At 63.7% G+C, this 20,055-nt stretch carries 13 protein-coding genes and 7 tRNA genes; 19 read left to right on the forward strand and 1 reads right to left on the reverse strand.

Translation table 11 applies throughout. The features are described from left to right. The first annotated feature begins 21 nt into the window (after positions 1-21). The 14 genes from R3F42_00640 (at position 22) to R3F42_00705 (ending at position 10,844) form a co-directional block, all read left to right on the forward strand. Positions 22-98: transfer RNA gene (locus R3F42_00640), tRNA-Pro, on the forward strand. Between the two features lie 40 nt (positions 99-138). Continuing rightward, a tRNA-Arg gene (locus R3F42_00645) sits at positions 139-215 on the forward strand. 49 nt (positions 216-264) lie between these two features. Then, a tRNA-His gene (locus tag R3F42_00650) sits at positions 265-340 on the forward strand. 64 nt (positions 341-404) lie between these two features. Continuing rightward, a tRNA-Lys gene (locus tag R3F42_00655) sits at positions 405-480 on the forward strand. Between the two features lie 153 nt (positions 481-633). Next, positions 634-718, forward strand: a tRNA-Leu gene (locus R3F42_00660). A 73-nt stretch (positions 719-791) separates the two neighbouring features. Continuing rightward, positions 792-2,084: a trigger factor gene (gene tig, locus R3F42_00665; GenBank protein ID MEZ5540536.1), complete on the forward strand. Its 1,293-nt coding sequence runs from the start codon at positions 792-794 to the stop codon at positions 2,082-2,084. A 21-nt stretch (positions 2,085-2,105) separates the two neighbouring features. After that, on the forward strand, positions 2,106-2,741 hold the full coding sequence (gene clpP, locus R3F42_00670; GenBank protein ID MEZ5540537.1) for an ATP-dependent Clp endopeptidase proteolytic subunit ClpP: 636 nt from the start codon (positions 2,106-2,108) through the stop codon (positions 2,739-2,741). Between the two features lie 183 nt (positions 2,742-2,924). Next, on the forward strand, positions 2,925-4,196 hold the full coding sequence (gene clpX, locus R3F42_00675) for an ATP-dependent Clp protease ATP-binding subunit ClpX (protein ID MEZ5540538.1): 1,272 nt from the start codon (positions 2,925-2,927) through the stop codon (positions 4,194-4,196). 260 nt (positions 4,197-4,456) lie between these two features. Further along, entirely contained in the window at positions 4,457-6,865 is a 2,409-nt protein-coding gene (gene lon, locus R3F42_00680) for an endopeptidase La (GenBank protein MEZ5540539.1), read from the forward strand. A gap of 170 nt (positions 6,866-7,035) precedes the next feature. Continuing rightward, a complete protein-coding gene (locus R3F42_00685) occupies positions 7,036-7,308 on the forward strand; it encodes an HU family DNA-binding protein (GenBank protein ID MEZ5540540.1) in 273 nt (90 codons plus the stop codon). Positions 7,309-7,317: 9 nt separating this feature from the next. Continuing rightward, positions 7,318-7,393: transfer RNA gene (locus tag R3F42_00690), tRNA-Val, on the forward strand. A 7-nt stretch (positions 7,394-7,400) separates the two neighbouring features. Beyond that, positions 7,401-7,477, forward strand: a tRNA-Asp gene (locus tag R3F42_00695). Positions 7,478-7,562: 85 nt separating this feature from the next. Next, positions 7,563-9,476 carry a SurA N-terminal domain-containing protein gene (locus R3F42_00700; protein MEZ5540541.1) on the forward strand — a complete coding sequence of 638 codons (1,914 nt, stop codon included), beginning with the start codon at positions 7,563-7,565 and terminating at the stop codon, positions 9,474-9,476. Between the two features lie 84 nt (positions 9,477-9,560). Beyond that, positions 9,561-10,844, forward strand: a complete 1,284-nt coding sequence (locus R3F42_00705) for a dicarboxylate/amino acid:cation symporter (protein MEZ5540542.1) — start codon at positions 9,561-9,563, stop codon at positions 10,842-10,844. On the opposite strand, the gene R3F42_00710 is transcribed toward R3F42_00705, so the two are convergent. Then, a complete protein-coding gene (locus R3F42_00710) occupies positions 10,828-11,622 on the reverse strand; it encodes an enoyl-ACP reductase (GenBank protein MEZ5540543.1) in 795 nt (264 codons plus the stop codon). The genes R3F42_00705 and R3F42_00710 overlap by 17 nt on opposite strands. A gap of 148 nt (positions 11,623-11,770) precedes the next feature. Between R3F42_00710 and R3F42_00715 the strand changes: the two genes are divergently transcribed. The 5 genes from R3F42_00715 (at position 11,771) to R3F42_00735 (ending at position 19,981) form a co-directional block, all read left to right on the forward strand. After that, entirely contained in the window at positions 11,771-13,990 is a 2,220-nt protein-coding gene (locus tag R3F42_00715) for an ABC transporter substrate-binding protein (GenBank protein MEZ5540544.1), read from the forward strand. Further along, complete coding sequence (locus R3F42_00720; protein MEZ5540545.1) at positions 13,990-14,967, forward strand: ABC transporter permease; 978 nt, start codon at positions 13,990-13,992, stop codon at positions 14,965-14,967. Before R3F42_00715 ends, R3F42_00720 begins: the two co-directional genes overlap by 1 nt. Then, positions 14,964-16,373, forward strand: a complete 1,410-nt coding sequence (locus R3F42_00725; protein MEZ5540546.1) for an ABC transporter permease — start codon at positions 14,964-14,966, stop codon at positions 16,371-16,373. Before R3F42_00720 ends, R3F42_00725 begins: the two co-directional genes overlap by 4 nt. 28 nt (positions 16,374-16,401) lie before the next feature. Continuing rightward, the gene (locus R3F42_00730; protein ID MEZ5540547.1) at positions 16,402-18,408 is read left to right on the forward strand and encodes an ABC transporter ATP-binding protein; all 2,007 of its coding nucleotides are present in this window, start codon (positions 16,402-16,404) and stop codon (positions 18,406-18,408) included. Positions 18,409-18,802: 394 nt separating this feature from the next. Beyond that, complete coding sequence (locus tag R3F42_00735; GenBank protein MEZ5540548.1) at positions 18,803-19,981, forward strand: alanine--glyoxylate aminotransferase family protein; 1,179 nt, start codon at positions 18,803-18,805, stop codon at positions 19,979-19,981. The last annotated feature ends 74 nt before the right edge of the window (positions 19,982-20,055 follow it).

A 20,055-nucleotide genomic window follows, 5' to 3' on the forward strand; every position in this document is an offset into this window, starting at 1 on the left:
GACCAAGAACCTGTTCTGCATCGGGGTATAGCGCAGCCTGGTAGCGCGCCTGCTTTGGGAGCAGGATGTCGGGAGTTCGAATCTCTCTACCCCGACCAAACCAGCACGAGGAGCGGGCATCACGGCATGTTGCGACCTGCGCCCGTAGCTCAACAGGATAGAGCACCGGCCTTCTAAGCCGGCGGTTGCAGGTTCGATTCCTGCCGGGCGCGCCACATTCGGACCGGGTGCGGGTGTCTGCGGTGGCGGATGTTTCTATTAATGGTGGACGTAGCTCAGTTGGTAGAGCCCTGGATTGTGATTCCAGTCGTCGTGGGTTCGAGTCCCATCGTCCACCCCATTTCAGCACCGGATCCCGCATCGCTTGATCCCCTTCAGACCCTGTGGTCCAATACCGCCTCTTCGGGCCGTTAGCTCAATTGGTAGAGCAGTGGACTCTTAATCCATTGGTTGTAGGTTCGATTCCTACACGGCCCACCAGACATGCCCGTGCCCAGCACGGGTTTTTTTATCCAGGCTGGCATGGCGTCGGCACGTCCGCCGCCGCCGCCGGCCACCCTGAAAAAGACATATAAATCATTATCATTCAGGGAAAATTTAGGTAACATGCCGGTACGGTAGGGGAGGCGTGTTGCGAGAGTGGCGGAATTGGTAGACGCGCTGGTTTTAGGTACCAGTGGGGCAACCCGTGAGAGTTCGAGTCTCTCCTTTCGCACCAGACATCCAGCTGCCGGCATGCGCGCATCCAGGGCCGGCAGCCACGACAATAGCGAATAGTACGAGGTGAATGCATGGAAGTCTCTGTAGAAAATACCGGCGGGCTGGCGCGGCGCGTCACGGTTCAGGTGCCGGCGGAACGCATCGAACAGGAAGTACGCTCACGCCTGCAGACCATGTCGCGGACGGCGCGTCTGGACGGCTTCCGTCCGGGCAAGGCGCCGATGCGGGTACTCGAGCAGAAATACGGCCGCCAGGTGCGATTGGAAATCATCGAGAAAATGATGAGTTCCACCCTGCAGGAGGCGCTCATACAGAACAGTATCCGGCCGGCCGGCATTCCGAGTATAGAGGCAACGAACACGCGCCCGGGCGAGCCGCTCGAATACGTGGCAACCTTCGAGGTCTTTCCCGAACTCCAGGGACAGCTGAACTACGCCTTCACCGTGGTCCGGCCGGTGGTGGAGATCGGCGCGGACGACATCAACGGCATGCTCGACAACCTGCGCCGGCAACGGGCGGATTGGCAGGTGGTCGAGCGCGTAGCACGCGCCGGCGATCAGGTGGTGATCGATTTCGAGGGCAGTATCAACGGCGAAGCCTTCGCCGGCAACACGGCCAGTGACATGCCGCTGGTACTGGGATCCGGCAGCATGATCAAGGGCTTCGAAGAACAGCTCGAAGGGCTGGCAGCCGGTGCGGAGAAAACGCTTGCCATCACCTTCCCCGCGGATTACCCCGCAGCCGCTCTCGCGGGCAAGCCGGCGAGCTTCCAGGTCAGGGTGAAATCGGTGGCGGAACCGGTACTGCCCGCGCTCGACGATGATCTGGCCAGCGCCTATGGCATCGCCAGCGGCGGCATCGAGGCACTAAGGACCGAGGTAACCCGCAACATGCAGCGGGAACTGCGGGGGCTGGTCGGCTCCAAGCTCAAGTCACAGGTGTTCGAGAAACTGCTGGATCACAATCCGGTAGATGCGCCGCGCCAGCTGGTCACCGAGGAGGTGAAGGCGCTGCAGGCGCAGGCGAGCTACCGGCAGCGTCCCGCGGACGAACTGGCGGAACTCGCCGCCAAGCGCGTCAAGCTGGGCGTGATCGTCTCGGAGATCGCCCGGCAGCAGAACATCCAGCTCGACGCCGAACGGGTGCGGGCCACGATAGAGACCATTGCCGGATCCTATGAAAAGCCGGAGGAGGTCGTTCAGTGGTATTATGCCAACCAGGAAATGCTGCACGGTGTCCAGTCCAGCGTGATCGAGGAGCAGGTCGTGGACTGGATCATCGAGCACGCCGGCGTCAAGGTTGAGGACAAATCCATGTCATTCAGCGAACTCGTCGATGAAGCCCGTCAGACTCAAGGAAAGTAACCCCGAACCGATATGAAAAACATGAGTAAGGCTAACGATATACAGGCACTGAATCTGGTCCCCATCGTGGTCGAGCAGACCGCGCGCGGCGAGCGGTCCTACGACATCTACTCGCGCCTCCTGAAGGAGCGCGTGGTCTTCATGGTCGGTCCGGTCGAGGACTACATGGCGAACGTCATTGTCGCGCAGTTGCTGTTCCTCGAGTCGGAAAACCCGGACAAGGATATCCACCTCTACATCAACTCACCGGGCGGATCCGTGACTGCGGGGCTGGCGATCTACGACACCATGCAGTTCATCAAGGCGGATGTCAGCACCATGTGCATCGGCCAGGCCGCCAGCATGGGCGCGCTGCTGCTCGCCGGCGGCGCCAAGGGCAAACGCTTCTGTCTGCCGCACTCGCGGGTGATGATTCACCAGCCGCTGGGCGGATTCCAGGGCCAGGCCACCGACATCGAGATCCACACCAAGGAAATCCTGCATATCCGCGAGCGTCTGAACCAGATCCTGGCCCGGCACACCGGACAGTCGCTGGAGCGTATCCAGAAGGACACCGATCGGGACAATTTCATGGGCGCCGCGGCCGCCAGGGAATACGGTCTGATCGACCAGATCCTCGAGCACCGGCCGGCCGCAGCCGGCAAAGACAAGCCGTGACGGGCGGGCAAGTCCCTGTAAAGCCCGCCTGGCCGTCCCCGCACGAATCGACCCGATTCGCAGAAACCCTTATTTATCTGTTAGATAAAGTGAGTATTCGCGTTCAAGGGAGTTGAACGGCGATGACCTTTAGTGTTAAAAACTAAAGTATGGTGTAAGTGTTGATAACCGTGAGGGCTTGACATGAGCAACGATCGTAACGGCAAGGGCGAGGATGGAAAACTGCTCTACTGCTCGTTCTGCGGCAAGAGCCAGCATGAAGTGCGCAAACTCATTGCCGGCCCCTCGGTGTTCGTCTGTGACGAGTGCGTCGAGCTCTGTAACGACATCATCCGCGAGGAGATGCAGGAGAAGAACGGCGCCGGCGCCGAGAAACTACCCAAGCCCCACGAGATCAATGACGTTCTTAACGAGTACGTCATTGGCCAGTACCGCGCGAAGAAGGTCCTCTCGGTCGCCGTGTACAACCATTACAAGCGGCTCGAGGCCAAGACGCGGAAGGACGACGTCGAGCTGTCCAAGAGCAACATCCTGCTGATTGGCCCCACCGGTTCCGGCAAGACCCTGCTGGCGGAAACCCTGGCTCGTTTTCTCGACGTGCCGTTCACCATCGCGGATGCGACCACGCTCACCGAAGCGGGTTATGTCGGCGAGGACGTCGAGAACATCATCCAGAAGCTGCTGCAGAAGTGCGACTACGATGTGGAGAAGGCCCAGACCGGCATTGTCTACATCGACGAGATCGACAAGATCTCGCGCAAGTCGGACAATCCTTCCATCACGCGCGACGTATCGGGCGAGGGCGTGCAGCAGGCGCTGCTGAAACTGATCGAGGGCACCATCGCCTCGGTGCCGCCCCAGGGTGGCAGGAAGCATCCGCAGCAGGAATTCCTGCAGGTGAACACCTCCAACATCCTGTTCATCGTCGGCGGTGCCTTTGCCGGGCTCGACAAGATCATCCGCGGCCGTTCCGAGAAGGGTGGTATCGGCTTCTCGGCCGAGGTGAAGAGCAAGGACGAGAAACTCAACGTCGGCGAGATTCTCTACGACGTGGAGCCGGAAGACCTGATCAAGTACGGTCTCATTCCCGAGTTCGTCGGACGCCTGCCCGTGGTCGCCACGCTCGAGGAACTCGACGAAGAGGCGCTGATCCAGATCCTGACCGAGCCGAAAAACGCGCTCACCAAGCAGTACGAGAAGCTGTTCGATATGGAAGGCTGCGAGCTTGAGTTCCGCGAGGAAGCCCTGCGGTCGGTGGCACGCAAGGCCATGGAGCGCAAGACGGGCGCGCGCGGTCTGCGCACCATCCTCGAGCAGGTGCTGCTGGACACCATGTACGACCTGCCGTCCCTGGATAATGTCAGAAAAGTGGTCATCGACGAGAATGTCATCGTTGGCGGCTCCAAGCCATACATGATTTTTGACACTCCAGACGCCATCGCTGTCTCCGAATAGCAGACATCCTTATCTGAAATAAGGGGTTACCCGTTCACCGGGTTTTCGGAACAGCTGGCATATTCCTTGCTGTATAGTAACTACCTGTCAATTAACCACCGGTTGATGTTCCGCGGTTCGTCCCCATTTCAGGGGCATGGGCACGCGGTGCTCGCGATCCGGACTCTGGCGGGAAGGTTACACATCTGGCCGGCAGTTCGGCCAGGCAGTCGAAGCGGCATTGGCTCAATTCACTGAATTCACATACGGACGGAAACTATATGACAGATCAGACCTCGAAAGCGGTACCCGTCTTGCCCCTGAGGGATGTGGTTGTTTACCCGCACATGGTCATCCCCCTGTTCGTCGGGCGCGAGAAATCGATCAATGCGCTGGATACCGCAATGCAAGAGGACAAGAAGATCCTGCTGGTTGCACAGAAGAATGCCGAAATCGATGACCCCGAGATCTCCGACATCCACGAGATCGGGACGCTCTCCACCATCCTGCAGCTCCTGAAGCTGCCTGACGGTACCGTGAAGGTGCTGGTCGAGGGTGCCGAGCGGGTACGCATCACCGGCTACGATACGACCGATGCCTTCTTCACCGCGCATGTCGAGGTCATGGCGCCGGAGGGCGACGACAACGAGAAGGAGCTGGAGATACTGACCCGTTCGCTGCTGGCCATGTTCGACCAGTACGTGAAACTGAACAAGAAGGTGCCGCCGGAAATCCTGACTTCGCTGTCCGGCATCGAGGAGCCGGGGCGCCTGGCGGATACCATCGCCGCGCACATGTCGCTCAAGCTCGAGGAAAAGCAGAAGATTCTCGAGATCAACAGCAGCCGGGCCCGGCTTGAACGCCTGATGGTGCTGATCGAGGGCGAGATCGACATCATGCAGATCGAGAAGCGCATCCGCGGCCGCGTCAAGCAGCAGATGGAAAAGAGCCAGCGCGAGTACTACCTGAACGAGCAAATGAAGGCGATCCAGAAGGAGCTCGGCGATATGGAGGACACGCCGAACGAGGTCGAGGAACTGGAACAGAAGATCGTCAAGGCCGGCATGAGCAAGGAGGCGCGGGCGAAGGCCGCCACCGAGCTCAACAAGCTCAAGATGATGTCGCCCATGTCCGCGGAGGCGACGGTGGTCAGGAACTATATCGACTGGCTGGTCAGCGTGCCGTGGAAGAAGCGCAGCAAGATCCGGCACGACCTGGCCGCAGCGGAAAGCATCCTGGAAGAGGATCACTATGGCCTGGAAAAGGTCAAGGAACGCATCCTCGAATACCTGGCCGTGCAGCAGCGCGTCAAGAAGCTGAAAGGCCCGATTCTGTGCCTGGTCGGTCCGCCCGGCGTGGGCAAGACCTCGCTGGGACGCTCCATTGCCCGCGCCACGGGACGCAAGTTCACCCGCATGTCGCTGGGCGGTGTGCGTGACGAGGCCGAGATCCGCGGCCACCGCCGCACCTACATCGGCTCCCTGCCGGGCAAGATCGTCCAGAACCTGTCCAAGATGGGCGTCCGCAATCCGCTGTTCCTGCTCGACGAGATGGACAAGATGTCAATGGACTTCCGCGGCGATCCCTCGTCGGCCCTGCTGGAGGTGCTGGACCCGGAGCAGAACAACACCTTCGCCGATCATTACCTGGAGGTCGATTTCGACCTGTCGGACGTGATGTTCGTCGCCACGGCGAACACCATGAACATTCCGGCGCCGCTGCTCGACCGTATGGAGGTGATCCGCATCCCGGGCTACACCGAGGACGAGAAGATCAACATCGCCATGCGCTACCTGTTGCCGAAGCAGATCGAGAACTGCGGCCTGAAGCAGGACGAAATCACGATTAGCGAACAGGCGCTGCGCGATATCGTGCGCTTCTACACGCGCGAGGCGGGCGTGCGCAATCTCGAGCGCGAGATCTCCAAGGTCTGCCGCAAGGTGGTGAAGGAGATGGTGCTGCATGAAAAGGGCAAGAAGGTCTCGATCACGCCGAAGAACCTGGAGAAATATCTGGGGGTCAAGCGTTTCCGCTATGGCCGCGCCGAGGAGAACGACCAGGTCGGCCAGGTGACCGGCCTGGCCTGGACGGAAGTCGGCGGCGAGTTGCTCACCATCGAATCCGCCATCGTCCCCGGCAAGGGCAAGATGATCCACACCGGGCAGCTGGGTGACGTGATGCAGGAGTCGATCCATGCGGCCATGACCGTGGTGCGCAGCCGCTCCGCGGCGCTCGGCATCGATCCGGAGTTCTATCAGAAATTCGACATGCACATCCATGTGCCGGAAGGTGCCACGCCGAAAGACGGTCCCAGCGCCGGCGTAGGCATGTGCACCGCCCTGGTGTCCGCCCTGACCGATATCCCGGTACGGGCCGATGTGGCCATGACCGGCGAGATCACGCTGCGCGGGGAGGTATTGCCGATCGGGGGCCTGAAAGAGAAGCTGCTCGCGGCGCATCGCGGCGGTATCTCGATCGTGCTCATCCCGGAGGAGAACCGCAAGGACCTCGCCGAGATACCGCGCAACGTCAAGGACCGGCTGGATATCCGGCCGGTACGCTGGATCGACGAGGTGCTCGAGGTGGCCCTGACACACCAGCCCACCCCCTTGCCCGAGGCCGAGGGCAAGACCGAGTCGCGCAAGAGCACGAAGCCGAAGGGTAAGGTGAAAAACCTGACGGCGCACTGAGCGTCACGTAAGTACCTGTTCGCCGCTGGCTGCCGCTGTGGCCAGCGGCGATTTTGCACCCGGCAACCCGGTTCTGGTACTGTTCGCATCCACCGGCAGGAATGCCGTCCGGATGCGACCGCCTCCGGCAGCTGGGTCGTCTTAACCACAACCAGATTCAGGGATTTAATATGAACAAATCAGAATTGATCGATGCCGTCGCCAGTTCAGCCGGTCTGTCCCGCAACGATGCGGCAGGCGCTCTGGATGCCGTCCTGGAAAATATCGTGAGTGCGCTTGCTGGCGGTGATCAGGTCAATATTGCCGGCTTCGGCATCTTCTCGGTGCGTGAGCGTGCCGCGCGCTCGGGCCGTAATCCGCAGACTGGCGAAACGATCCAGATCAAGGCCTCGAAATCACCCGGTTTCAAGGCTGGCAAAGCCTTTAAGGATGCCGTAAACTAGCGCGCCTTCGGGTGCTTAGCTCAGCTGGTAGAGCGTCGCCCTTACAAGGCGAATGTCGGGGGTTCGATCCCCTCAGCACCCACCAAGGATCAGGAGTGGTAGTTCAGCTGGTTAGAATACCGGCCTGTCACGCCGGGGGTCGCGGGTTCGAGTCCCGTCCACTCCGCCATATGACCAGAACAGGGCGCCCGTATGGGTGCCCTTTCTTTATTCGCACCGCATAATAATACCGTTCTGAAATTCAGGGGCTGACCATGCTACTTGCCATTCGTGAAAAGGTGATGGGCTTCCTGGGCTGGATCGTGCTCGGCATCCTGTTCATCGCCTTCGCATTCTTCGGCCTGCACTCCTACCTGCAATCCAGCGCGGTCACCTACGTGGCCAAGATCAACGATGTCGAGATATCGCCGCGCCAGTACCAGAATGCGCGCAACCTCGTCATGTCTAACCTGCAGCAGGCGCTCGGCGCCGCATTCGATCCGGCCCGGATCGACGAGAAGCTCATCCGCGAGGGCACCATCAACAAGCTCGTCAGCGACGAACTGGTCATGCAGGCAGCGGCGGATGCCGGGTTCGACACCAGCGAGCAGCAGATCGCCGGGCGTATCAAGGGAATCGAGAATTTCCAGAAGGACGGTGCCTTTTCCAAGGACCGCTACCTCCAGGTGCTGCGCTATCAGGGATTCTCGCCCCATGATTTCGAGGCGAGCCTGCGGCGGGAACTCGCGGCGAACCAGCTCAAGTCGGGCATCCTGCTGACCGCCACCGGCACCGAGCGGGAACTGCGTGCGGCCTACGAGCTGCAGGCGCAACAGCGCCGTTTCAAATATCTGCAGCTGCCGGCCGCACTGGTCGCCGATCAGGCCACGGTATCCGAGCAGGAGATTTCCGACTATTACACTGCCCATACGGCCGATTTCATGCGTCCCGAACGCGTCAGGATCGCCTACGTCGAGCTGAACGCGGCCGACATCAGTCCCGACGGCGCGGTCGACGAGGAACAGGTCAAAGCGCTGTACGACGAGCAGCGCGACAAGTATGTGATACCCGAACAGCGTCATGCCCGTCACATCCTGATACAGGCCAAGGACCAGTCCGATGCGTCCGTCGCGGCCGCACGCGCCAAGGCGGAGGCCATTGCGACGCGGCTGGCCGCCGGCGAATCCTTCGAGTCGATCGCCAAGGCGGAATCGGATGACCCGGCCTCGGCACCGACCGGTGGCGACCTGGGTTTCTTCGGCAAGGGACTCATGACCCCGGAATTCGAGAATGCGGTGTTCGGCATGCAGGTCGGCGCGGTCAGTCAGCCGGTGCAGACGCCGTTCGGGTTCCACATCATCGAATTGCTGGAAGTGCGGCCCGAGGTCGTGACCCCGCTGGCAGCGGTTCGCGACGAGCTGGTCGCGCAGCTGCAGGACAAGGAACGCGGTGAACTGTTCTACGACCGGTCCGAGACCCTCTCGAACCTGGCCTTTGAGCAGCCGGACTCGCTGCAGGGTGCCGCCGATGCACTGGGCCTCAAGATCGCCGAATCGGACTGGATCGAGCGCGACAACGGCAGCGGAATCGCTGCGGATCCCGACGTGCGCGAAGCCATCTTCAACCCGGACGTGCTCGAACAGGGCAACAACAGTCCGGCGATCGAGATCGGCGACGATCATGTCGTCGTGCTGCGCATACTGGAACACCAGCCAGCCGAGCAAATGACGCTGGACAGCGTGCGCGAGCGTGTCACCGAGGCGGCGCGTGCGGACAAGGCGCGACGGCTGCTCGAGGAGCAGGGCGCTGCGCTGCTGGCAGAGGTCGAGAGCGGCAAGAGCAGTCTGGAAGCTACCGCCGCTGCCCGGTCGCTACAGGTGGAATCCACCGATCTGCTGCAGCGCAATGCTGAGCAGCCTGCACGGGAACTGGTTGGACTCGCCTTCAGCATGGCCCCGCCGCACGACGACAAGGCAGTCTTCGCCGGCAGGATGCTCGCCAGCGGCGACTACGTCCTGGTCGCGCTGCAGGAAGTGAAACCGGGTGATTACGACGCGCTGCCGGAGGCAGCCCGCAAGCAGGCCCGGCGCGAGCTCGGCCAGATCGATGGCAGTGCGGAACTGCAGCTGGTACTCGACCGGCTCAGGACGCAGGCGAGCATCCACATCCCGCGGGAAGAGGAGCTCTAGGTTCGCGGGCACGGTCCGCGTCTGCCGCGATCTTCCGCTGCGGGCGCTAGCGCGTCGCAGGCAGCGGCAACGGAGGGCACAACGCTGAAGCTGCACTGGCAAATCCTGGTGGCTCTCGCGCTGGCCGTGGTTGCCGGCCGACTCTCCGGCGCCGACGGCGCGCTGTTCGGCATCCTGCTGGTGGATGTCTTCGACTTCCTGGGCAGCATGTTCATGAATGCCCTGAAGATGCTCATCGTGCCGCTCATCATCTCCTCCATCATAACCGGCGTGGCCGGCATGGGTGGGGGAGCGGTCATGCGCCGCCTCGGCCTGAAAACCCTGCTGTATTACCTCAGTACCAGCCTGCTGGCGATACTCGTCGGTCTGGGCGCGGTGAACCTGGTGGCGCCCGGCATCATCGACGGCCAGCCCGCGCACGAAATCATTCCGCAGTCGGATGCAGACACGGCGGCCATCGCCGCGCAGGTCGGCGCGCAGGGCGCCGGCGACGTTGTCGGCATCCTGCTGCGCATGATTCCGACCAACGTCGTTGCCGCCGCCGCCGATGGCCAGATGCTGGGCCTGATCTTTTTCAGCCTGTTGTTCGGCTATTTCATGACCCGGATCGACGGCGCGCAGGCCCAGGTGCTGCGCGACTTCTGGCGCGGGGTGTTCGCGGTCATGATGAGAATCACCGACTGGGTGATGCTGTTCGCGCCGGTCGGCGTGTTCGCGCTGGTCGCGAAGGTGGTGGCCACGACCGGCTTCGCCGCCGTCGTGCCGCTGCTGGCTTTCTTTTTCACCGTGCTGGCGGCGCTCGCCGTGCACCTGCTGGTGACCTTGCCGCTGCTGCTGCGGCTGGTCGCGCGGGTGCAGCCGCAGCGCCATTTCCAGGCGATGACACCGGCCCTGCTGACGGCCTTCTCCACCGCCTCGTCCTCGGCAACCCTGCCCATCACCATGGACTGCGTCGAGCGGCGCGCCGGGGTGTCGAACCGCGTCACCAGCTTCGTGCTGCCGCTGGGGGCGACGGTCAACATGGACGGCACGGCGCTGTACGAATGCGTTGCCGCAATGTTCATCGCGCAGGCCTACGGCATCGAACTCGGATTCGCCACCCAGTTCACGGTCGTGCTGGTCGCGCTGCTGACCTCCATCGGCGTGGCCGGCATCCCGGCGGCCAGCCTGGTGGCCATCTCGATCATCCTTGCTTCGATCGGCCTGCCGGTCGAGGCCGTGGGACTGATCCTGGCGGTGGACCGGGTGCTGGACATGTGCCGAACCAGCGTCAACGTGTTCAGCGATTCCTGTGGCGCGGTCGTGATCGGCCGCCTCGAGGGCGAGCCGGGCATCCTGGCTGCGCCGCCGCTCAGTCGCTCTCGCTGAGTGGCGCCATGCCGACGATGCTGTAGCCGCCGTCCACGTAGGTGATCTCGCCGGTGATGCCGGCGGCCAGGTCCGAGCAGAGGAAGGCGGCGGTGTTGCCGACGTCCTCGATGGTGACGTTGCGGCGCAGCGGTGCGGTGTGCGCGAAGGTATCCAGGAGCTTGCGGAAGTTGCCTATGCCGGAGGCGGCCAGGGTCCGGATCGGGCCGGCGGAGATACCGTTAACACGTATCCCTTTCGGACCCAGGCTCTGTGCGAGGTAACGCACGTTGGCCTCGAGGCTCGCCTTGGCCAGGCCCATGACGTTGTAGTTCGGGATGGTCTGCACCGCACCGAGGTAGCTCAGCGTGAGCAGGGCGCCGTTGCGGCCCTGCAGCAGCGGGTAGCCGGCCTTGGCCAGGGCCGCGAAACTGTACGAACTGATGTCATGCGCGATCGCGAAACCCTCGCGCGTGACGCATTCGAGGAAGTCGCCGGCCAGCTGGTCGGCTGGCGCGAAAGCGACCGAGTGCACGATGATGTCGAGACCGTCCCAGCGCTTGCCGAGTTCGTCGAACAGCGCGGTAATCTGCGCGTCACTGCTGACGTCGCACGGCAGCACGATGTCCGCACCGGCTTCGGTCGCCAGCTTCACGACCCGTTCGCGCATCTTGTCGCTCGGGTAGCTGAACGCCAACTCGGCGCCCTCGCGCTGCATGGCCTGCGCGATACCCCAGGCGATCGACCGGTTGCTGGCCAGGCCCACGATGAGTGCGCGTTTCCCGCTCAAGAATCCCATGGCAATTTCCCACTGATGTGATGGAGATACGGACAGTCGCGGGCCGTCTCACCCGCTGGCAGGGACGATACGTTACCGGAAAACCAGCGCCAGTTGAAGTGCATCAAATGCATGAATCCACGCCGGGCGGCCCTTATAATGGCGGCCCATGCGCAAGGACCCCGGACAGGTGGGCAAGATACGGCTATGCAGACAGGTGCTGGCGGGCGTGGCCGGCATCCTGTGCGGCTTGCTGCTCGCCGCCTGCGACGGGCAACCCTGGAACCGTCCCTATCCAGCCGCGGAAGCCGCCGCCAACATCCTCTTTTCCTCGTTTCAGGAACGCCCCAAACACCTCGATCCGGCGCAGTCATACAGTTCCAACGAGGTGACCTTCACCGGCCAGATCTACGAGCCGCCGTTACAGTACCATTACCTGCGGCGACCCTACGAGCTCATCCCGCTGACGGCCACGCAGGTGCCGGCAGCGCATTACCTCGATGCAGAGCACCGGCCGTTACCGGATGACGCCCCGGCCGAGGCGATCGCCTTCAGCTATTACGATATCGATATCGAGCCCGGCATCCGCTATCAGCCACACCCGGCGTTCGCGACGGATGCCGGCGGTGCGCCGCTGTATCATGCGCTCGACGCGCGGCAACTGGAGGGCATCTACACGCTGGCGGATTTCCCGCAGCAGGGCACGCGCGAACTCGTCGCCGCAGACTACGTCTACCAGATCAAGCGCCTTGCGCATCCGGCCCTGCATTCACCGATCCTCGGCCTGATGAGCGACTATATCGTCGGCCTCGGCGAATACGCGCGAACCTTGGAGGCGGCGCGGGCCCGGTTGACGGCGGCGGCGGGCGCAGCGGCGTGGCTCGACTTGTCACAGTATCCGCTCGCCGGCGCCGAGGTGCTGGACCACTACCGTTATCGCATCACTCTCAAGGGCAAGTATCCGCAGCTGCTGTACTGGCTGGCGATGCCGTTCTTCGCGCCGGTACCGCCCGAGGTTGACGCCTTCTACGCGCAACCCGGTCTGCAGGCGCGCAACATCACGCTCGACTGGTACCCGGTCGGCACCGGGCCCTACATGCTGACGGTCAACAATCCCAACCGGCAGATGGTGATGGAACGCAACCCGAACTTTCATGGCGAGCGCTATCCGACGGCTGGCGCGCCCGGTGACGCGGCGGCAGGGCTGCTCGACGATGCCGGCAAGGCGCTGCCGTTCATCGATCGCATCGTGTTCAGCCTGGAGAAGGAGGATATCCCGTACTGGAGCAAGTTCCTGCAGGGCTACTACGATGCATCGGGCATTTCCTCGGACAGCTTCGACCAGGCGATCAGCATCGGTGCCGGCGGTGATGTCAGCCTGACCCCGGCCATGCAGGCCAAGGGCATCAGGCTCAATACCGCGGTGTCTACCTCGATCTTCTACACCGGCTTCAACATGCAGGATCCGGTGGTCGGCGGCGACAGCGAACGCGCGCGCAAGCTGCGCCAGGCAATCTCCATCGCGATCGATTTCGAGGAATTCATCTCGATCTTCCTGAACGGCCGCATTCCGGCACACGGCATGATCCCGCCGGGCATCTTCGGCCATGTCGGGGGGGCGGCCGGGATCAACACACTGGTCTATGACATCACGCCGCAGGGCCCCCGGCGCAAGTCCATCGAGGCGGCGCGACGCCTGCTGGCCGAGGCCGGCTACCCCGACGGGCGCGATATCAACACCGGCAAGCCGCTGGTGCTGAACTTCGACACCGCCGCGACCGGTCCGGACGCCAAGGCGCAGCTGGACTGGCTGGTCAAGCAGTTCGCCAAACTCAACCTGCAGCTGGTCATTCGCGGTACCGACTACAACCGATTCCAGGACAAGATGCAGAAGGGCACGGCACAGATCTTCCAGTGGGGCTGGAACGCGGACTACCCCGATCCGGAAAACTTCCTGTTCCTGCTCTACGGACCGAACAGCAAGGTCGGCAAGAACGGCGAGAATGCCGCCAACTACAGCAACCCGGAATTCGACCGGCTGTTCGACCGGGTCAAGAACATGGACAACACGCCGGAACGCGCGGAACTCATTGCACGCATGCAGGCAATCGCCTGCCAGGACGCCCCCTGGGCCTGGGGCTATTTCCCCAAGCAGTTCTCGCTGCATCATGCCTGGTACCTGAATGCCAAGCCCAACCTGATGGCAAACAACGCACTCAAGTACCGGCGCATCAATCCGCAGCTGCGTGCGCGCCTGCAGGCCGAATGGAACCGGCCGGTCGTCTGGCCGCTATACGTGCTTGCCGCGCTGCTGTTGCTGGTCGTGCTGCCGGCCTGGCTCGGTTACCGGCGCCATCAGCGCCGACCGGCCTGGCGGGAGGTCGGCTGATGTTCGCCTACATCGTGCGCCGTGCGCTCTATGCCATCCCCATCCTGATCGGGATCAACGTCCTCACGTTCTACTTGTTCTTCGTGGTCAATTCGCCGGACGACATGGCGCGTATGCACCTGGGCATGAAGCACGTGACAGCGGAGGCGATCCAGAAATGGAAGGCGAGCCACGGTTACGATAAACCGCTGCTGCTGCATCCGGACGCCGGCGGGCTGGCGCGCTTCACCGACACCATCTTCTTCGAGAAATCGGTGCGGCTGTTCGCGTTCGACTTCGGCACCTCGGATGACGGGCGCGACATCAGCCACGACATCCGCCAGCGCATGCTGCCGAGCCTTGCCATCGCCATCCCGGCGCTGTTGCTCGGATTGCTGGTGAACATCACCTTCGCCCTGTTGATGGCGTTCTTCCGCGGCACCTACCTAGATACCTCCGGCGTGATCCTGTGCGTGGTACTGATGTCCATCTCCGGCATGTTCTATATCATCGGCGGGCAGTTCCTGCTGGCCAAGCTGTTCCGGCTGATGCCGATCTCGGGCTTTGCCGACGGGCTGGATGCGCTCAAGTTCATCGTGCTGCCGGTGATCATCGGCGTGGTCAGTGGCATCGGCTCCGGCTCCCGCTGGTACCGCACCTTTTTCCTGGAGGAGGCCGGCAAGGACTATATCCGCACCGCGCGCGCAAAGGGACTGTCCGAGCTGCTGGTGTTGTTCCGGCACATCCTGCGCAACGCCCTCATCCCCATCGTCACCGGCGTGGTGGTCATCCTGCCGCTGCTGTTCATGGGCAGCCTGCTCACCGAATCGTTCTTCGCCATACCCGGGCTCGGCAGCTACACCATCGACGCCATCAACAACCAGGATTTCGCCATCGTGCGCGTCATGGTGTTCCTCGGCTCGGTGCTCTATATCCTCGGCCTGGTACTGGTGGACATCACCTATACCATCGTCGATCCCAGGGTGCGCCTGACATGATCATGCCGGTAATCCTGTGGACCGACGCGCTGGTATTCCTGCTCACGTTCGTGGTGCTCGTGTTCATTCTCTACGCCCGGCGCAAGCCGCACCTCGCGACACCCTGGCGGCGGGTGTTCTCCGGCCGCATCGCGGCGGCATCCGCCGTGGTGCTGCTGGCGTTCGTGCTCGTCGGCTTGCTCGACTCGATCCATTTCCGTCTGCCGCTGGCCGGCAACGGCGCGGGCGGCGAGGTGCACTATGCCGTGGACGTGCTGAGTGTGCTGGACGTGCTGGCCGGCCCGCTCCGGACCCAGGTCGAGAAGACCTATTCGGCCCCCTTCGCCACGCACCTGTATGCGAAAGAGACGGTGGAGCGCCCCGACGGCACCCAGTTGCGGGAGTATCCGCCGCTGCAGTATGGCGGTGCCCACCTCGCCGCGGCCGGCCTGGACAAGGGCGCTGATATCCTGCGGCGCTGCCTGCACGCGGTGGCCGGTGCCGCCGCCGCCGCGGTCCTGCTGCTGGGGCTGCTGGCGGCCTGGCTGGGGCGCCGTCACGGCATTCCGCCGCGGGTCATGGCCGGGCGCATCCTGGCCGGTCGCGGGGCACAACCCTGGCGCACGGTGCTGGCGGCGTTCACGCTGCTGCTGCTGCTCCTGCTGCTGGCCGTCAACCTGGCCGGCGCCTATCACGTGCTGGGCACGGACAAGGTCGGCCAGGACGTGCTGTACCAGTCGCTGAAGAGTATCCGCACCGGCCTGCTGATCGGCACCCTGACCACGCTCGTCATGCTGCCGTTCGCCATTTTCATGGGGATCGTGGCCGGCTATGCGCGCGGCTGGGTCGACGACCTGGTGCAGTACATCTACACGACGCTCAATTCCATTCCGCACGTCCTGCTGATCGCCGCGGCGATCCTCATGCTGCAGGTGTACATGGCCAACCATCCCGAGTATTTCGAGACGACGGTGGAACGGGCGGACATCCGCTTGCTGTTCCTGTGCATCATCCTCGGCATCACCAGCTGGACCGGCCTGTGCCGGCTGCTGCGCGGGGAGTCGCTCAAACTGCGCGAGGCGGAATACATCCAGGCCGCGGCCGCATTCGGCGTGGCGCATGCGCGCATCATCACACGGCATATCCTGCCCAACGTGATGCACATCGTGCTGATCACGGTGGTGCTGGATTTCAGCGGCCTGGTCCTGGCCGAGGCGGTGCTGTCCTACGTCGGCGTCGGCGTGGACCCGACCATGAACAGCTGGGGTAACATGATCAACGGCGCACGCATGGAGATGGCTCGCGAGCCGGTCGTATGGTGGTCGCTGCTCTCCGCCTTTCTCTTCATGTTCGCACTGGTGCTGGCCGCGAACCTGTTTTCCGATGCCGTACGCGATGCCTTCGATCCGCGCCTGCGCGAGCGCTGATCCCGGGCCGACAGGAGCAAACGCCACGATGTCCGAGCCGTTATTGAGAATCGAGGATCTGACCGTGCAGCTGGGCAGCGGTGCGGGCGCGATCCGCCCGGTCGACGGTGTCAGCCTGACCATCAAGCGCGGCGAGACCTTCGCGCTGCTCGGCGAATCCGGTTGCGGCAAGTCCATGACCGCGCTGTCCATCCTGCGCCTGCTGCCGCAGCCGATCGGGCGTATCACCGGCGGCCATGTCTGGCTCGGCGACGAGGATCTCACCGCGCTGCCGGAGGCGGCGATGCGCGGTGTCCGCGGCCGGCGCATTTCCATGATCTTCCAGGAACCGATGACCTCGCTGAACCCGGTGCTCAGCGTCGGCGATCAGATCGGCGAGGTGCTGGCGCAGCACTTCGGCCTGCGTGGTCGTGCCGCGCGCGTGCGCGTGCTGGAACTGCTGGACGCGGTGGGTATTCCCGATGCACGGCGCCGCATCGACGAGTATCCGCACCAGCTATCCGGCGGCATGAAGCAACGCGTGATGATCTCAATCGCGCTGGCCGGCAAACCCGATCTCCTGATCGCCGACGAACCGACCACGGCGCTGGATGTCACCATCCAGGCCCAGGTGCTGGAACTCCTGCAACAGCTGCAGCAGGAGCTGCACATGGCGATCCTGCTCATCACCCACGACCTGGGTATCGTCGCCGACATGGCCGACCGGGTGGCCGTGATGTACGCCGGCCAGCTGGTCGAGGAGGCCGCGCGCGATCTTTTCTACACCGCCCCGGCCCATCCCTACAGCCGCAAGCTGTTCGAGTCGCTGCCCGACGTGCACAAGCGCAGCCGCGCGCTGGCCACCATCCGCGGCACGGTGCCGCCGCTGAACCGGCGCTTCGCCGGCTGCCGCTTTGCCGAGCGCTGCGACGTCGGCTGGGATTATTGCGCCGGCCATGTGCCGGGCTGGAACACGGTCTCGGCACGGCAGCACGCGCGCTGTCATCGCGTAGATCCCGCCATCCAGGCGCCCGTGGCTGCGGCCGGGACGGCATCCGCGCCGCAGATCCGCGCGGGGAATCGGGATCAAGGGGATGTGCTGCTCGAGGTGCACGACCTGAAGGTGCATTTCCCCATCCACCGGGGCGTGTTCAAACGCGTGGCCGGGCATGTCTACGCCGTGGACGGCGTGTCGCTCGCGATCCCGCGCGGCACCACGCTGGCACTGGTCGGCGAGTCCGGCTGCGGCAAGACCACGGCCGGCAAGGGCATCCTGCAGCTGCTCCGCCCGACCGGCGGTCAGGTGCGCTTCGATGGCACCGAGCTGACCACGCTGCGCGGGGCCGCGCTGCGCCGGCGCCGCGCCGATTTCCAGTTCATCTTTCAGGACCCGTATTCCTCGATGAACCCGCGCATGCTGGTCGGTGACATCGTGGAGGAGGGCATGCTGGCGCAGGGCATCGGCAAGAACCGCGCCGAGCGGCAGACGCGGGTGGCGGCGCTGTTCGAGCAGGTCGGGCTGTCCCCCGAGCACATGCAGCGCTATCCGCACGAATTCTCCGGCGGTCAGCGCCAGCGCATCTGTATCGCGCGCGCGCTTGCCGTCGATCCCCGGCTGGTGATCTGCGACGAGCCGACCAGCGCCCTGGACGTGTCCGTGCAGGCGCAGATCCTGAATCTGCTGAAGGCGCTCCAGGACCGGCTCGGCCTGGCCTATCTGTTCATCACCCATAACCTCTCGGTGGTCTCCTACCTGGCCGACCGGGTGGCGGTCATGTATCTGGGCCGTATCGTCGAGGAAGGGCCGGTTGCAGCGGTGCTGGAGCGGCCGCGTCACCCCTACACCCGGGCGCTGCTGTCGGCAGTGCCGACGCTGGACACCGAATCCCGACGCGAGATCATTCGCCTGGCGGGCGACCTGCCATCCCCGGCGCGGCCGCCCGCGGGCTGTCATTTCCATCCGCGCTGCCCCGAGGCCATGCCGGCATGCAGCGCGGCCTATCCCGACGACTTCGGCGCCCCAGGTCACGCGGTACGTTGTTTCCTGTATCGCTGAGCGGGATTGCCGGTCTGCCGCGAAATAACGCAAAATAGTCTGCATTACAGTCTGAAATCAAAACATTAATTCTTGAGGTCATCGGCGGCGGCGCCCTGTCCGGTAACAGCGGACCGCGTCGGTGCAACGCTGGATTCAACTCCGCGCAGCGTTCCGACGGGAAATGGGGAGAGATTCACTCGGAGCAAACACCGCTGTCCACCTTGCTGTCCTGCAGGTGCCGCCGCGTCCGCGCAATCCGGGATGGAAAGTCCGCGCTTGCGGACGCGCCTGCAGGGCATGTTCAGGGCGCGCGTGCTATGCAGGCGTGGGTGTACGGGCTGCGCAGGGTTAATGCTAGAATGCCGGCCTTGAGCTTTTCATCCCGACCAGGAACAGCAAGCAGAGGCCTCACATGAGCACCAAGTCCTTCCACCCGCCGGTCCGCACCCTGATGGGGCCGGGCCCCTCCACCGTCAATCCGCGCATCCTCGAGGCCATGTCGCGCCCGACCCTGGGCCACCTGGACCCGGTGTTCGTCACGATGATGGACGAGATGAAGGAACTGCTGCGTTATGCCTTCCGCACGCAGAACGCGCTGACCATGCCGGTCTCCGCGCCGGGCTCGGCGGGCATGGAGATGTGCTTCGTGAACCTGGTGGAACCCGGCGACAAGGTCGTCGTCTGCCAGAACGGCGTCTTCGGCGGGCGCATGAAGGAGAACGTCGAGCGCTGCGGCGGCACCGCCGTGATGGTGGAGGATACCTGGGGCACCGCGGTCGATCCGGAGAAGGTCGAGGCCGCGCTCAAGGCCAATCCGGATGCGAAGATCCTGGCATTCGTGCATGCCGAGACCTCCACCGGTGCGATCTCCGATGCACAGACCCTGGCGCGGCTGGCGCACGAACACGGCTGCCTGGTGATCGCCGACACCGTGACCTCGCTCGCCGGCTCGCCCCTGTTGGTGGACGATTGGGCGCTGGACGCGGTGTACTCCGGCACCCAGAAGTGCCTGTCCTGTGTCCCCGGCCTGTCGCCGGTCACCTTCAGCAAGCGCGCCGTCGAGGCCATCACCTCGCGCAAGACCAAGGTGCAGAGCTGGTTCCTCGACCTGAACCTGGTCCTCGGCTACTGGGGTGGCGGCGGCAAGCGCACCTATCATCACACCGCGCCGGTCAACACACTCTACGCGCTGCACGAGGCGCTGGTGATCCTGCAGGAGGAAGGTATCGAGAATTCCTGGAACCGCCACCGCCGCAACCACGAGGCGCTGCGCGCCGGTTTCGAGGCAATGGGGCTGGAATTCGTCGTGCCGAAAGACCAGCGCCTGCCGCAGCTGAACGCGGTGTCCATTCCCGCGGGCGTCGACGAGGCCGCGGTGCGTAGCGCGCTGCTCAACGAATACAACCTCGAAATCGGTGCCGGGCTCGGTGCCATGGCCGGCAAGATCTGGCGCATCGGTCTGATGGGCTATGCCAGCACGCAAACCAATGTGCTGTTCTGCCTGGGCGCGCTGGACGCCGTGCTCACCGGCATGAAGGCCCCGATCAACTCCGGTGTCGCCGTCGAGGCCGCGCGGGCAGTGTACGGGTAACAGCGTTACGCAGGCGCCGCGCTGCCACGAGGGTGCCTATTGCTGTAGGAGCGCAGGGATGCGTGCGCTACGGC

It is taken from the genome of Pseudomonadota bacterium (assembly GCA_041395565.1).
Taxonomy (GTDB): domain Bacteria; phylum Pseudomonadota; class Gammaproteobacteria; order UBA9214; family UBA9214; genus UBA9214.